Source organism: Anaerolinea thermophila UNI-1 (assembly GCF_000199675.1).
Lineage (GTDB): Bacteria > Chloroflexota > Anaerolineae > Anaerolineales > Anaerolineaceae > Anaerolinea > Anaerolinea thermophila.
In genome coordinates this window covers 759,387-773,341 of sequence record NC_014960.1, presented here as the reverse complement: position 1 = coordinate 773,341, position 13,955 = coordinate 759,387, and the positions used below count along the sequence as shown (strand labels likewise).

The window sequence follows — 13,955 nt, the reverse complement described above, 5'->3', positions numbered from 1 at the left end:
GCTCCTAATGTGTACCTGAGGCAAGGTCGAGAATGAGGTCTTGGCTGAAATTGTCTTTGGAAACTTCGCCAGCCAGTTTACCTTCGCAAAGTACGATAATCCGATCCGACATTCCCAATAATTCCTCCATGTCAGAAGAAATCATCAGGATGGCATTGCCGTTATTCGCCAACTCGCACATCAGGTGATAAATTTCCTGCTTGGCTCCCACATCAATGCCGCGAGTAGGTTCATCAAAGATGAGAATGGCAGAATCAGCCGCGAGGACTTTGGCAAGCACCACTTTCTGCTGATTGCCGCCACTCAGGTTGATCACCCGCTCTTCAAGACTGGGTGTTTTGATATTCAGGTGTTGCCAGTAATATTCCGAAATACTTTTCTCTTTTTGGGTATCCACAACGCCAAACCTGGACAATTTGCGGACAATCGGGAAGGTAATATTCCAACCCACGGGCATCTCCAGGAAAAGCCCCTTACCTTTGCGGTCTTCCGTCAAGAGACCGATGCGATGCTGAATCGCATCCTGGGGGGAACGAATACGGACTAACTTGCCATTTGCCCGGATTTCACCGCTTTCGATGGGTGCTGCGCCAAAAATCAGCATAGCCATCTCGGTGCGCCCCGCTCCCACCAATCCAGCAACGCCCAGGATTTCTCCCTTCCGCACCACGAAAGAAATATCCCTGACTCCATTGCCTGACAGGTTCTTCACCTCCAGCGCAATTTCTCCCGGAGGATTGGTGCGCGCCGGGTAAGTTTCCTTTAACTCCCTGCCAACCATCAGGCGGATTAGTTCTTCACGGTTGGTCTCGCTGGTCAGTTTGGTTGCCACATACTTCCCATCGCGCAATACAGAAACCCGGTCTGAAATCTTGAAAATTTCTTCCAGGCGGTGAGAAATGTAAATAATAGTGACGCCTTTACGTTTCAATTGGCGAATAATCTCAAACATACGCTCTACTTCGGAAACCGATAGCGGAGCGCTGGGTTCGTCCATGATCAGGATTTTGACATTTTTGGAAACGGCTTTAGCAATTTCAACAATCTGCTGTTGGGCAGGCGACAGGTCCTGTACCAGCGCATCCGGGTCCATATCTACATCGAATAATCTGAACAATTCCCTGGCTTGGTTCTTCATCAGCCGGTAATTTACAAAATTCAAAGTGTTGGGCTTTTCACCCAGGAAAATATTTTCAGCGACCGACATGGTCGGCACCAGGTTGAATTCCTGATAAATAACCTCAATTCCGGCACTGCGTGAGAGATGGGGAGTCATCTGGTGATAATCCTGACCACCAATTTGAATGACTCCCCCATCAAGGTTGATCGCGCCAGCAATGGCTTTGATTAATGTCGACTTTCCCGCGCCGTTCTCACCGACCAAAGCATGGACTTCACCTGCAAAGAAATCGAGTGAGACACGATCCAGCGCCAAAACGCCAGGGTATTTTTTGGTAATGCTCTTCAGGGATAAAACGACGCTGGTATTCATGCAATTTTTTACCTCCACAATCTCAGTGAGGAGGGTTCTCCCCTCCTCACTGACGTAAGTAGCGGGAAGATTGGATTACTTCTTCAGTTTGGACCAGTCACAGTGGATTGGTTCCAACTCATCGTTGGTAATTCTGGGGTATTTCACGCCCTGCAACATCGCCTTGATGATTGCATAGGTGTTTTTATCCAGATTGGTGCCGCCGATGGCTACAAAACCCTTGTAGGGGTCTTCACAACTTGTGACAATCGGAATGACGGTTGGATCCATATCGCCCGCAAAGACACCATATTCTGAGAGATCAACGTTCGGCAGGGCTTTGATTGTCTCAGCCGCGCCTTGCGCGTGGGCAGTTGACTGCATAATGAACACCTTGACATTCGGATGCGCCGCCAAAACATTCTCGGCAGTGCTGGCGCCCACCGGAATACTGTCGCCGGAGATATCCAGATACTGCACTACATTTGCCTTAGCACACTTTTCAATAGTGCGATAACCTTGATAGCGCAACCACATCTGCTTTTCGCCGCTCTCGTTCCCAGCAACCACAACATCCACTTTCTCGGCATCCGGGTATCTGGCATTGATGAAATCACAAGCCATTTGCGCCACCAGGGTACCATCTTCGTACTGGTTAGTATGCATAATAGCGTCGAAAGGCTCCAGTTCTGCTGGGGGAACTCCCATAACCAGAATACCAGCCGCTTTGGCTTCCTCAACAGCAGGGAGCAGGCTGTCTGCCGAGCCTGCGGCCATGAGATAGATCAGGTCAACCTTTTGGGAAATGCAGTTTTCGATCTGGTTGTACTGGAGGGTGAGACCGCCATCATCAGCGCCGTAGACCATCACTTCCACGCCATCTGCCGCCGCCTGCTCTTTCACGGAAGTGGCAACACCGTTCAAGAAAGTGTTGGCAAGCGAGGGAATCAGATAGCAAACCTTTTTTCCCTTAATATCGAATGGCGCACCTTCTTTTGCCTCTGCCCAGGGAATCTCCCCGGCAAGGTCAGCCGCCGCAATCGAACCGGCATCTGCCTGCGCGGCGGTAGGTGTCGCCTCAGAGGCGGGCGCAGGTTTGGCTGTCGCCGCAGGCTGAGGACTGCAGGCACTCAACGCAAAGGCAAGCGCCAAAACAATAGCGAGCAAAGTGTAATATGGCCTCTTCATTTCTCATTCTCCTATCGGGTGTATTAGAAGGAACAATCAAGCATTGATTGTCAGTTTTATGGTACTGACTCACCATGGGTGAAGCAATTCAATTTCCCGGTATAATGTATTCCAAGATGGAATAGGTTGGGATATCTATGGATATCAAGCAAATTGTTTATTTCCTGGCTGTGGTGGACACCGGCAGTTTTTCTGCCGCCGCTGAAGAGTTGTATATTTCTCAGTCTTCGCTTTCCAAGCAGATAATTGCTTTAGAAAAAGAATTGGGGTTCTTGCTTTTTGACCGCAGCAAGCGCAAAATTTCGCTTACCTCGGCGGCAAAGGTTTTCCTTCCCCATGCCCGAAGGATAAAAGATGAATACTACTCCATGCTGGCAAATGTTGCACCTTTCAAAGCCAGTCCATCTCTTTCCATCATCGCTATTCCCGTGATTGCGCAGTATGGCATTCCCTCATATATTGCCCAATTCAAGCAAGCCTACCCTACTGTCCAGCTCATTGTAGAAGAACGGGAAGCTTCTGTGATTCTGCCAGCACTGAGCAGTCACCAGTTTGATCTGGCTTTTGTTCGGGATAACTATCTTGACCGATCTCAATTTGATTACATCATAGTTGCCCGCGATAAGCTCAAGGCAATCCTGCCTCGTCATCACCGGTTGGCAGAACGCAAACAGATCTCACTGAATGAACTTTCTAACGAAAACTTCATCATGTTTGATAAAGGCACGGTCGTTCACGAATTGATCATGGACGCCTGTCGGTCAGCAGGGTTTGAACCGAGAATCTTTTACGCCAGCCTGCGGGTGGAAAGTATTCTGGGATTGGTAGCCTCCAACAGCGGCGTGGCGTTGATGATGGAAAAAGTGGTTGAATACCATCGGCATCCCAATGTTGTAGATGTACCGCTGGCTGAAACCATTTCCAGCAACCTGGTTTTGGCGTGGTCCAAACACCACCAACTCTCGGAAGAGGCCAAGTCTTTCATTACAATCATTCAAAAAGATTCGAATCGAATCAACTGAAGGAAGTCCTGGCTATCATGCCGGCAGACCTTTCTCATGGGGATAGGATCGAACCCATTCTCCAATTCACAAGCCATCCTCTGATAATTGATTACATCACCGGGTACTCTGCGCGTGGAACAAATGCTTAGCAGATTCCAAAAGACAATGGATACAAACCCGCTGTCGGGATACTGTACGGAAACACAACAGACCGTCCATTTTGGGGATGAACCTTTCCGAAAGGTCTAAACCTCTCCGCTGTTCTCTCTTACCCTCTATATTGAAAAGTCGCCTATCAATTTGTTATCCTCTTGTTCTCTAGTTAAGGGAAAATTCACTAAACCTTACACCGCAGGGACTTTAGCTAAAATTCTAACTGGTGATTCCTTCGCAACAGCACAATTTGAGCAAGACCCTATTCGAAGAAGACGACGTATTCATCGCCTAGAAACGTCTCCATTTTTTAGTATTCTCCAGGGCTTCCGTGGCGGGGAAAAGAAAATTTGTTCTATTATGAATCGTTTAGCAAACTTGGGATTTGTTGAATGGCAAAAAATCACTTTCGTTGATTCTAATGAAGAGATCACCTATCAAGCTCCCATCTTAACTCAGAAAGGATATGATCAAGTGAACTCTGGAAAGTACATGAATCAGCAAAAAGATTAACTAAGGCGCCGCTTAAGAGACTAGGAAAATGGAATACGCAAACATTTAAGTAAAAAGTCAAACCAAAACAATATAGAAAATCGAATCAGGGCTCAAATTTTTACACCCCTCTCGCACTCGAATTCCACCTCCAACGAGTAAAACAGAACCAACCAGAATCCTCCCCTTCCAATTTTTAGTCTTACTAAATAAACCCTTGAGTCATATCCCTTGCGTAAGCACTGCAATCCGAACAGATGAAAGTTATGTTATTTCGCTTGTTTTTCCAACCAGAATTGTAGAAAATCCGCCGGTGAAAGTACTGGCAGATGATAGACAAACGAGAAATGTCCCGGGTTTCCCGTCACCAGAGCATCGGCATTCCCACTGACAGCCACTTCTGCAAAGGGTAAATCGTCCAGGTCGGGCGCCGCCACAGCCAACGGCGCAGCGCTCACCCCTTCGCCGGTAAAGATCAGGTATTCCATCAATCGCTGGACATGCTGTTTTTCGAACCCAAACCGGGGACGCGAAAGGACTTCCCGATACTCCGAGAGAATCCGATCATCGTACACCATCCGTACCGAACCTGCCAGAATCAAGTCCAGCACTCTCCCCGGAGCGCCAAAGGGGTTGAGCAGCGCAGACACCAGCACATTGGTATCGAGAACGATGCGCATTTCTCACTTCCGTGCTTTCCGCACTGCGCGAATTTCGGATTCGATGTCCGCCTCGCTCAACCGCTCCAATCCGCGCTCCTGGGCGCTTTCCCGCATACGGCGCACCGCCTGCTGGGCTCGTAACCTCAGGATGGTTTCCAGCACCTGCTCCACTTCTCCGGGCTCAACCGAGAGCATCACCGCAAAGGGCTCCCCATCTCCAGTCACCACCAGATGTCCGGCTTCCTTGAGTTTTTTGCGCAGTTCACCGGGAGTATTGCGCAACACACGATAGGGTACAAAGGTCATGCTTCCTCCATTTGTAGCAATATCTGCTACAAATACTCTACCAGATTTTTACCTCTGAGTCAATCGGCTTCCTGCAAAGAGAGTGCATTAAACTTGGTAAACAAATTTTCGAAATTAAGGTTTGAGAGAGAACGAGATAACAGTCAGGATACTCTGCGAGAATTCATGCCAATAACGGACAGATAGCCGTGTTCCCACTGAGCCACCCAGGGAAGCAGTTATATCCGCATCACGTTGGGCTTTTTAGTTTTCAACAGGCTTTTTGTCCTCATAAGTTATAAGAGCCTTCCACTTTCCAGCCTCATTAAAAATTGGCTTCAAGATACAATCCTTTCTCAGGGGGATGCTCATTTTGAGTGAATAATTTTAAATTGTTATTCTACTGTGTCCAAACCTACCTGTCACAAAGGAATATTTTGGTTCTCTGATCAATATGGTGATTACAAATTCTTATATCTTCTTCACTCAAAAACCTTCACCAGCAAAGTGCAAGAAGAGCAAGACATATCCCTCAATGGGATTCAAACCCGCATAAAAACAAAACCCCACCCTCTTCGGGTGGGTAAGGCGGGGAGGGCGGGATTCGAACCCGCGGTCGAGAGTTTAGCTCCCGACAACCACTTAGCAGGCGGCCCCATTCGACCTCTCTGGCACCTCCCCAGGTGCGTTTTTGAGCGGAGGGAGAGGGATTCGAACCCCCGGTGGGTTGCCCCACACCTGTTTTCAAGACAGGCGCCTTAAGCCACTCGGCCATCCCTCCTGAGGGCGCGAGGCATCTCCCTCAGCGCAAAGGGATTATATCATAATTTTCCCGTTCTTTGAAAAAATTTCCTTACTCCGCCAGCAGGTACGCCAGAATCCAGCGGGTGGTGGCTTCCAGCGCCTCAATGTGAGTGCGCTCGTAATTGTGCGAGGCGTCTACCCCCGGTCCAATCAGCGCCACTGCCACATCCCCGCCCGCGTACCAGTAGGCTTCGCCGTCTGAACCGTAGTAGGGGTAGATATCCACCCTGTAAGGAATCTGATGCGCCTCGGCAAGGTCGCGCAGGCGGTTGCTCATCTCGTGGTGATAGGGACCACGCGAGTCCTTCACGCACAACGAGGCATGAAACTCGTCTGAATTTTGCCCATCGCCCACCGCCGCCATATCCACCACCAGCAGTTCGCTCATCTCCGGCGGAAACCCCGTCGCCGCCCCGTGTCCCACCTCTTCGTAATTGCTGATCAGCGCAATGGTGGTTTGCGCCGGCTTCTTCCCGGCGGCATGCAGGGCTTTGAACGCCGCCACCACACACGCCACGCAGGCTTTATCATCCAGGTGACGCGAGCGCACAAAGCCATTAATGACCTCTACCCGCGGATCAAACGCCACAAAATCGCCCACTTCGATGCCCAGCGCCCGGGTCTGCTCGGCAGAAGTGGTGCGTTCATCCAGGCGCACTTCCATCGCATCATCCTCGCGTTTCGTCTCGCTGACCGCGCTGGAGTGAACATGCGACGAGGCTTTGGTCAGCAACAGCGTCCCGCGGACTTCGCGCCCACTGCGGGTAAACACCGTGCAATTCTCGCCTTCCACCGTGTTCCAGGCAAAACCGCCCACTTTGGTCAGTTTAAGCCGCCCGTTGGGCTTGATTTCTTTCACCATCGCGCCCAGCGTATCCACATGGGCGGTTAAGCCGCGGGGAGCAGTATTGCGCTCGCCTTCCCAGCGGATGACCAGTGCGCCCTTGCGCGTGCGCCGCATTGTCACCGGCAAACCTTCCAGCGCCTGCTCGGTCAAACTCAAAGCGCGGTGGGTAAACCCGGTCGGGCTGGGGGTATTCAGCAAACGGGTAAGGAAATTCACCAGATCCGCCGTATCAATGGCTGGCAGGGAGATCATATTCTTCCTTTCTTCAATCGCTCAAGCCTTCAAAGGCTTTGATTTTTTCCCGCCACTCGGCAGGGATGGGAATACTCTTGCGGGTATAGTAATCGTAAGACACCATCACCGTCTCGGCAGTGGCGTAGAGCGTGCCATCATCCTCATCTACCAGACGGTACTCGAAGGTCATGCTCTTGTTTCCCAAGCGTGCAACGCGCAGGTCCACCCGGCACTTGTGGAAAATCTCCACCGGCGCCAGATAAGATACATGCACATCGGCAACAATCAAGCCAAGTTTGAAGAAATCCTTGCCGTCCCACAAGCCCAAATGCACCAGATACGCCATGCGGGCATGCTCAAAGAAGGTCAGAAAACGGGCATTGTTCAAATGCCACTGCGGGTCTAAATCGCCATAACGGGTTTCCAGGGGGATAGAGAAACGAAATTCAGCCATGCATGCGATTATATCTCATCGCGGCGGAGCAGGAAGCCTTTCGGCAGACTTATTCGCCAAATTGCTCCCTCAGCCAGTGAAACGCATCCACCCCGCCCTGGCGGTATGCCAGCCAGAGCATCGGCAGAGAAGGCTTTGCCTGCAAATCTGCCAGCGCTTTCAGCCAAGTTTGCTCTTCCTCTTCAATGTCGGCAAGCCCAGCTTCCCCCCGCTGTTGCAGGGCACGGCGGGCAAAATGGAGCGCCACCATGCGCCCCTCTTCGTATTTCAACCCGCCGGTTACCCGTCCATCCCGCTGTACCTGACAAAAGGATGCACCACCGGATTGCCGCTGATAGAGGCTCTCCACCTCAGCAATCTTTTGCTGAATGCGTTCGATCAACCGGGCAATCTCCATTGCCACTTTCCTTATACCTCTTCATTATAATCAGCATAGAATAGATGCAGAAACAGGAGGAAAGATGCGCATTGCCATTGGCTGGGATGAACATTTGCCCATTGTGGACCGCATTCTGTCTTACCTGGCAGAACACGGATACGAAGTCCAGACCTTCGGACCGCCCGCCGGAGAAGCCTGGCAGTGGTCCGCCGTTGCCCGCGATGCCGCCACTGCCGTGGCGCGCGGAGATGCCGACGAGGGTATCCTGCTATGCTGGACAGGCACCGGTGTGAGCATCGCCGCCAACAAGGTGCGCGGCATCCGCGCCGCGCTGTGCGCCGATGCTGAGACTGCCCGCGGCGCGCGCAAATGGAATAACGCTAACGTGCTGTGCCTCTCCATGCGCCTGACCAGCGAACCGCTCGCCGTGGAGATTCTGGATGCCTGGCTCAGCACCGCCTACCAGCCCAACCCGCAGGACGATGCCTGCCTGCGCGTCATCGAGGAACTCGATGCAGGCAAAGAGTGAGCAACGACCGGGTTGGAATTATGACACAACTCAGGGTACAATCAAGCGGAGGGTATTCCCCGCGATGAAATCATCCCCAAGGAGAAGCATTTCATGGCAACGTATAAGATCATGATCACCGATGGGCTGGCAGAAAAAGGCAAAGCCTACCTGCGCGAATATGGCGAGGTCATTGACCGCACCGGTATCTCGCCGGAAGACCTGCTCAAAGAAGTGGGTGAGGTGGACGCGCTCATCGTGCGCAGTCGCACCAAGGTGAACGCGGCTGTCTTTGAAGCCGGAAAGCGCCTGAAGGTCGTGGGGCGCGCCGGCATTGGCGTGGACAACATTGACCTCAACGCCGCCCGCGCCGCCGGCGTTACTGTGGTCAATTCCCCGCTGGCAACTACCGTCTCGGTCGCCGAACTGGCGATGGGCTTGATGCTGGCGCTGGTGCGCGAAATTCCCCGCGCCGATGCCAGCATGAAGCAAAACAAGTGGCTGAAGAAAGAATTTGAAGGGCACGAACTCTACCAGAAGACCCTGGGCATCATCGGATGTGGACGGATTGGCTCAGCGGTTGCCGAGCGCGCCCAAGCCTTTGGGATGCACGTGCTGGCGTTTGACCGCTTCCGCCCCAAAGATGAACTGTGCCAGTGCAGTGAGCCGGTGGATGACTTGAACGACCTGCTGGCGCGCTCCGATTTCCTCTCCCTGCACCTGCCGCTGACCGCCGAAACCAAAAACCTGCTCAGCCACGAACAGTTTGCCCGAATGAAAGACGGCGTGTATCTGATTAACGCCTCTCGCGGCGGGATTGTAGATGAAGAAGCCCTGCTGGCGGCGCTCAATTCCGGCAAGGTAGCCGGTGCCGCCCTGGATGTCTTTGCCGTCGAACCGCCCAGCGAGAATAATCCGCTGGTCATGCACCCGCGCGTTATCTGCACCCCGCACATGGGCGCGCAAACGCACGAAGCCCAGGCGCGGGCAGGCTACGACATTGCCACCGAGGTTGTGGCCGCATTGAAGGGTGAACCCCTGCGCTGGAAGTGCGCCTGAGGCTCAGTCTCTCAGCCCTGATGCGGATGAAACACTCTCTCTAACCCTATTTTTCAGGAAAGGTGTCCCATGGAAGAAAAACTTGCAAAACTGAAAACCCTGTTAGGCGAAATCACCGACCTGACAGCCACCGCCGCCATCCTCAGTTGGGACCAGCAAACGTACATGCCCCCCGGTGGCGCCGAAGACCGCGGCAGTCAACTGGCACTGCTGGCGCGTCTGGAGCATGAGCGCTGGGTATCCAGCGAGATGGGCGAACTGCTTGCCGACCTTGAAAAGGAAACCGCCCACCTGCCCGCCGATTCCTTCGAGCGCGCCCTGGTGCGCGTAACCCTGCGCGATTATCAGAAGCGCACCCGCGTGCCTGCCCAGTGGGTAAGCGAGTTTACCGAAGTGACCACCCTGGCGCAGGAAGCCTGGGTGAAAGCCCGCCAGCAAGCCGATTTCCGCCCGTTCCAGCCCCATCTGGAACGCATTGTGGAAATGCGCCGCGAATACTCCGAGTTCTTCAAGCCCTACACCCACGTGTATGACCCGCAGTTGGACGACTTTGAGCCGGGCATGAAGACCGCCGAGGTGCAAGCCATTTTTGACGAAGTTCGTCCGCGGCAGGTTGCCCTGCTCAAAGCCATTCAGTCCCGCCCGCAGGTGGATGACTCCTTCCTGCAACAGGAATTCCCCGAAAAAGCCCAGTGGGATTTCGGTGTCGAGGTTATCACCCGCTTTGGCTACGACTGGCAAAAAGGGCGGCAGGATAAATCCGCCCACCCCTTTACCACCAGTTTTGGCGTGGGCGATGTGCGCATCACCACCCGCGTGGATACTCGCCGTCTGGGGACGGCACTCTTCGGCACCATGCACGAGTGCGGTCATGCCCTGTATGACCTGGGCTTAGACCCGGCATATCACCGCACACCTCTGCGCCACGGCGCTTCCATGGCGGTTCACGAATCGCAGTCGCGCATGTGGGAAAATCTGGTCGGGCGCTCCCTGCCTTTCTGGAAGTTCTTCTACAAGCGTCTGCAGGAATACTTCCCCAGCCAGTTGGGCAATGTGCCCCTGGAAGCCTTTTACAAAGCCATCAACAAGGTAGAGCCTTCGTTCATCCGCGTGGAAGCCGACGAAGCCACCTACAACCTGCACATCATGCTGAGGCTGGAACTGGAAATTGCCCTGCTGGAAGGCAGTCTGGAAGTCAAAGACCTGCCCGCCGCCTGGAACGAAAAATTCCAGTCCTACTTGGGACTCACCCCGCCCAACGACGCCCTCGGCGTCCTGCAGGACATCCACTGGTCGAGCGGATACTTTGGCTACTTCCCCACCTACGCGCTGGGCAACCTGGTTTCGGCGCAGTTGTGGGAGAAAATTAACAAGGATATCCCCGACTTGGAAGGGCAAATCGAAAAAGGCGAGTTCGGCGCCCTGCTGAGCTGGCTGAGAGAGAACGTGCACCGCTGGGGACGCCTGTACGAACCGCAGGACCTGGTGGAGAAGGTTACCGGCTCGCGCATCACCCCTCAGCCCTACCTGCGCTATCTGGAACGCAAGTACGGCGAGATTTACGGGCTGTAAACCAGGGAATTTGATGAAAGACCGGCTTCCGGTAAGGGGAGCCGGTCTTTTTTGCAGGTTTCCCCGGGATTTTCGCAAATCCCCCCGGTTTTTAAGCAAAAATCGATTTGCGAAAAAGAAAAAAGGGAAAACCGGAGCAAATCCCAGAAATAGGGTTAAGAGGGATTGTCTCCCCCCATAAGTAGTGTATAATGGGGGAAGAAAATGCGGTTGCATCCCCCTCGATCCGTTAGTGGATACTGAAACTGCTTCTTCATGGCGGACCACAAACGGGGTGAGACGTTGCATCCCCCTCGATCCGTTAGTGGATACTGAAACCACGGGTGATGGATCGGAAGGTTACCCGCTGGACTTGTTGCATCCCCCTCGATCCGTTAGTGGATACTGAAACCACCGTCCAACAACCCGCGCACGTATTGAGAAATTGGTTGCATCCCCCTCGATCCGTTAGTGGATACTGAAACAATGTGTAGCGCAATCCGCGCACACCTACAGTGATGTTGCATCCCCCTCGATCCGTTAGTGGATACTGAAACACCGGTCCCAGCGTGTACAGCAGGGAGCGCTCGGCATGTTGCATCCCCCTCGATCCGTTAGTGGATACTGAAACAGCGTTAGGCTTTAATAGCATCTTCAAAGTCCGGGGTTGCATCCCCCTCGATCCGTTAGTGGATACTGAAACCGGAGTTACCGGCAACCACAACGTTGCCAGGTCTCGGGTTGCATCCCCCTCGATCCGTTAGTGGATACTGAAACTTCGTTCTCTGGTAATGGCGCGCCTGATTTTTTCTGTTGCATCCCCCTCGATCCGTTAGTGGATACTGAAACGCAATCCATCCACGTTTTCCACCACCACCCACGTCGTTGCATCCCCCTCGATCCGTTAGTGGATACTGAAACTTGTTACAATTTCACCATCCAGTTGCACCGGAGTGGTTGCATCCCCCTCGATCCGTTAGTGGATACTGAAACCTAGTGGATAGAGTGGGATGCAATGTTAGTGGATAGTTGCATCCCCCTCGATCCGTTAGTGGATACTGAAACTTCCGTGAGAATGTCTCGCTGGAAACTGGCACTAACGTTGCATCCCCCTCGATCCGTTAGTGGATACTGAAACATTGCTAGTAGTCGCTTTCAAGTAGCCAATCCCAACCAGTTGCATCCCCCTCGATCCGTTAGTGGATACTGAAACCGTGAGTATAGTCTGCTTTGAGTATGGATTCAACGTCGTTGCATCCCCCTCGATCCGTTAGTGGATACTGAAACTCTTCGGAGCGGGTCGGGTCTTCGGCGCGCCAGTTGTTGCATCCCCCTCGATCCGTTAGTGGATACTGAAACAGATCAGCCAGGGCGGTGGATTTTCGCCCCACACAGCCGTTGCATCCCCCTCGATCCGTTAGTGGATACTGAAACAGTAAGTAATTTTGAGCATTGCTCCGACATGCTCGGGTTGCATCCCCCTCGATCCGTTAGTGGATACTGAAACCCCAGGAGTGGCATGACATCATGAGCGAGGCAGGTTGTTGCATCCCCCTCGATCCGTTAGTGGATACTGAAACGCTGGGCGGGCGAACATCCTTGGCTGCGCGCTACCCGTTGCATCCCCCTCGATCCGTTAGTGGATACTGAAACTTGTCGTAAGCCTGTTGAACGCGCTCGACAAATCGGTTGCATCCCCCTCGATCCGTTAGTGGATACTGAAACCCTGGGTCGGTTTGACTTCTTCAGCCATTTTTCTCACTGTTGCATCCCCCTCGATCCGTTAGTGGATACTGAAACTCGGGAGCGCGGGGTGAATATTGACTAATTCCGCCGTTGCATCCCCCTCGATCCGTTAGTGGATACTGAAACCGATTTTGCTTGCTCCCACTTTGGGAGCATGGGCAGTTGCATCCCCCTCGATCCGTTAGTGGATACTGAAACATGCCTTTGTCGGATGGCAGTTGTGGCGCAATCCGGAAGTTGCATCCCCCTCGATCCGTTAGTGGATACTGAAACCAAATTGAACCTGGTGTGTCATTGTTTGAGAAGTTGTTGCATCCCCCTCGATCCGTTAGTGGATACTGAAACGTCTGGTGCGATTATCGCGGGATTGGACCTGTACGCGTTGCATCCCCCTCGATCCGTTAGTGGATACTGAAACAAATTCCCAAAATTCCCAAATTCCCAAATTCCCAAAGTTGCATCCCCCTCGATCCGTTAGTGGATACTGAAACTCCGTTGGTGCGAATGCTCTCCATGATCTCATGGAGGTTGCATCCCCCTCGATCCGTTAGTGGATACTGAAACCTTGGTGTTACCATCACCGACCAAAAAAGCCAAACGTTGCATCCCCCTCGATCCGTTAGTGGATACTGAAACCCTAAATTTGTAGGATAGTAAAGAGGATTGCCCTTAGTTGCATCCCCCTCGATCCGTTAGTGGATACTGAAACGTAAGTCCGACGCAGGCAGGATTTCTTGGGTACGGTAGTTGCATCCCCCTCGATCCGTTAGTGGATACTGAAACGCTTTTTTCAATGCAGGAAAATTTATAGCGTAATCAGTTGCATCCCCCTCGATCCGTTAGTGGATACTGAAACATAACCCGCAAATACTCTGGATAAGTCATGTTGTAGTTGCATCCCCCTCGATCCGTTAGTGGATACTGAAACTTTGATGAAGATATGTCTTTTATCACCTCCTAAAAGTTGCATCCCCCTCGATCCGTTAGTGGATACTGAAACTCGAAACGGGTTGATAATTCTGTTATCTTTCGTTGTTGCATCCCCCTCGATCCGTTAGTGGATACTGAAACACTCAGCGACTTGCGTCGCTGAGAGGGACTTTACAAGTTGCATCCCC

At 52.6% G+C, this 13,955-nt stretch carries 12 protein-coding genes, 2 tRNA genes and 1 CRISPR repeat array (1 of these 15 only partly in view); of the genes, 5 read left to right on the top strand and 9 right to left on the bottom strand.

What is annotated here, in order from left to right; genetic code table 11:
• Nucleotides 1-4 precede the first annotated feature (4 nt).
• Entirely contained in the window at nucleotides 5-1,492 is a 1,488-nt protein-coding gene (locus ANT_RS03545) for a sugar ABC transporter ATP-binding protein (RefSeq protein WP_013559138.1), read from the bottom strand.
• A gap of 75 nt (nucleotides 1,493-1,567) precedes the next feature.
• Nucleotides 1,568-2,659, bottom strand: a complete 1,092-nt coding sequence (locus ANT_RS03540; RefSeq protein ID WP_013559137.1) for a sugar ABC transporter substrate-binding protein — start codon at nucleotides 2,657-2,659, stop codon at nucleotides 1,568-1,570.
• A gap of 137 nt (nucleotides 2,660-2,796) precedes the next feature.
• On the opposite strand from ANT_RS03540, the gene ANT_RS03535 reads away from it, so the two are divergent.
• Both ANT_RS03535 and ANT_RS17285 read left to right on the top strand, forming a co-directional pair.
• Complete coding sequence (locus ANT_RS03535; protein ID WP_013559136.1) at nucleotides 2,797-3,681, top strand: LysR family transcriptional regulator; 885 nt, start codon at nucleotides 2,797-2,799, stop codon at nucleotides 3,679-3,681.
• 495 nt (nucleotides 3,682-4,176) lie between these two features.
• The gene (locus tag ANT_RS17285) at nucleotides 4,177-4,329 is read left to right on the top strand and encodes a hypothetical protein (protein WP_013559135.1); all 153 of its coding nucleotides are present in this window, start codon (nucleotides 4,177-4,179) and stop codon (nucleotides 4,327-4,329) included.
• Between the two features lie 248 nt (nucleotides 4,330-4,577).
• On the opposite strand, the gene ANT_RS03530 is transcribed toward ANT_RS17285, so the two are convergent.
• The 7 genes from ANT_RS03530 to ANT_RS03500 all read right to left on the bottom strand — a co-directional run bounded on the left by ANT_RS03530 (nucleotide 4,578) and on the right by ANT_RS03500 (nucleotide 7,991).
• Nucleotides 4,578-4,988, bottom strand: a complete 411-nt coding sequence (locus ANT_RS03530) for a putative toxin-antitoxin system toxin component, PIN family (RefSeq protein ID WP_013559134.1) — start codon at nucleotides 4,986-4,988, stop codon at nucleotides 4,578-4,580.
• A gap of 3 nt (nucleotides 4,989-4,991) precedes the next feature.
• Nucleotides 4,992-5,276 carry a type II toxin-antitoxin system Phd/YefM family antitoxin gene (locus ANT_RS03525; RefSeq protein ID WP_013559133.1) on the bottom strand — a complete coding sequence of 95 codons (285 nt, stop codon included), beginning with the start codon at nucleotides 5,274-5,276 and terminating at the stop codon, nucleotides 4,992-4,994.
• 568 nt (nucleotides 5,277-5,844) lie between these two features.
• Nucleotides 5,845-5,936 (bottom strand) — tRNA-Ser (locus ANT_RS03520).
• 15 nt (nucleotides 5,937-5,951) lie between these two features.
• Nucleotides 5,952-6,036 (bottom strand) — tRNA-Ser (locus ANT_RS03515).
• Between the two features lie 72 nt (nucleotides 6,037-6,108).
• The gene (locus ANT_RS03510; RefSeq protein WP_013559132.1) at nucleotides 6,109-7,158 is read right to left on the bottom strand and encodes a M42 family metallopeptidase; all 1,050 of its coding nucleotides are present in this window, start codon (nucleotides 7,156-7,158) and stop codon (nucleotides 6,109-6,111) included.
• 13 nt (nucleotides 7,159-7,171) lie between these two features.
• Nucleotides 7,172-7,594, bottom strand: coding sequence for an acyl-CoA thioesterase (locus ANT_RS03505; protein WP_013559131.1), 423 nt, complete (start codon nucleotides 7,592-7,594; stop codon nucleotides 7,172-7,174).
• A gap of 49 nt (nucleotides 7,595-7,643) precedes the next feature.
• Nucleotides 7,644-7,991, bottom strand: a complete 348-nt coding sequence (locus ANT_RS03500) for a hypothetical protein (protein ID WP_041454582.1) — start codon at nucleotides 7,989-7,991, stop codon at nucleotides 7,644-7,646.
• 64 nt (nucleotides 7,992-8,055) lie between these two features.
• Here ANT_RS03500 and ANT_RS03495 point away from each other — a divergent pair, with 64 nt between their 5' ends.
• From ANT_RS03495 to ANT_RS03485, 3 genes are all read left to right on the top strand, one after another.
• Nucleotides 8,056-8,502, top strand: coding sequence for an RpiB/LacA/LacB family sugar-phosphate isomerase (locus ANT_RS03495; protein ID WP_013559129.1), 447 nt, complete (start codon nucleotides 8,056-8,058; stop codon nucleotides 8,500-8,502).
• Nucleotides 8,503-8,595: 93 nt separating this feature from the next.
• Nucleotides 8,596-9,540 (top strand): hydroxyacid dehydrogenase, encoded by a 945-nt coding sequence (locus ANT_RS03490; protein WP_013559128.1) that lies wholly within the window; start codon nucleotides 8,596-8,598, stop codon nucleotides 9,538-9,540.
• Nucleotides 9,541-9,609: 69 nt separating this feature from the next.
• Entirely contained in the window at nucleotides 9,610-11,112 is a 1,503-nt protein-coding gene (locus tag ANT_RS03485) for a carboxypeptidase M32 (RefSeq protein WP_013559127.1), read from the top strand.
• Between the two features lie 209 nt (nucleotides 11,113-11,321).
• A CRISPR array of direct repeats spans nucleotides 11,322-13,955; the repeat unit is 37 nt; unit sequence GTTGCATCCCCCTCGATCCGTTAGTGGATACTGAAAC (it continues 2,299 nt past the right edge of the window).

Excerpts from the sequence above, each read along its gene's own strand:
- ANT_RS03485 (WP_013559127.1), top strand. The coding sequence starts at position 9,610 with ATGGAAGAAAAACTTGCAAAACTGAAAACCCTGTTAGGCGAAATCACC.
- ANT_RS03510 (WP_013559132.1), bottom strand. The coding sequence starts at position 7,158 with ATGATCTCCCTGCCAGCCATTGATACGGCGGATCTGGTGAATTTCCTT.
- ANT_RS03500 (WP_041454582.1), bottom strand. The coding sequence starts at position 7,991 with ATGGAGATTGCCCGGTTGATCGAACGCATTCAGCAAAAGATTGCTGAG.
- ANT_RS03525 (WP_013559133.1), bottom strand. The coding sequence starts at position 5,276 with ATGACCTTTGTACCCTATCGTGTGTTGCGCAATACTCCCGGTGAACTG.
- ANT_RS03530 (WP_013559134.1), bottom strand. The coding sequence starts at position 4,988 with ATGCGCATCGTTCTCGATACCAATGTGCTGGTGTCTGCGCTGCTCAAC.
- ANT_RS17285 (WP_013559135.1), top strand. The coding sequence starts at position 4,177 with ATGAATCGTTTAGCAAACTTGGGATTTGTTGAATGGCAAAAAATCACT.
- ANT_RS03535 (WP_013559136.1), top strand. The coding sequence starts at position 2,797 with ATGGATATCAAGCAAATTGTTTATTTCCTGGCTGTGGTGGACACCGGC.
- ANT_RS03495 (WP_013559129.1), top strand. The coding sequence starts at position 8,056 with ATGCGCATTGCCATTGGCTGGGATGAACATTTGCCCATTGTGGACCGC.
- ANT_RS03490 (WP_013559128.1), top strand. The coding sequence starts at position 8,596 with ATGGCAACGTATAAGATCATGATCACCGATGGGCTGGCAGAAAAAGGC.
- ANT_RS03545 (WP_013559138.1), bottom strand. The coding sequence starts at position 1,492 with ATGAATACCAGCGTCGTTTTATCCCTGAAGAGCATTACCAAAAAATAC.
- ANT_RS03505 (WP_013559131.1), bottom strand. The coding sequence starts at position 7,594 with ATGGCTGAATTTCGTTTCTCTATCCCCCTGGAAACCCGTTATGGCGAT.
- ANT_RS03540 (WP_013559137.1), bottom strand. The coding sequence starts at position 2,659 with ATGAAGAGGCCATATTACACTTTGCTCGCTATTGTTTTGGCGCTTGCC.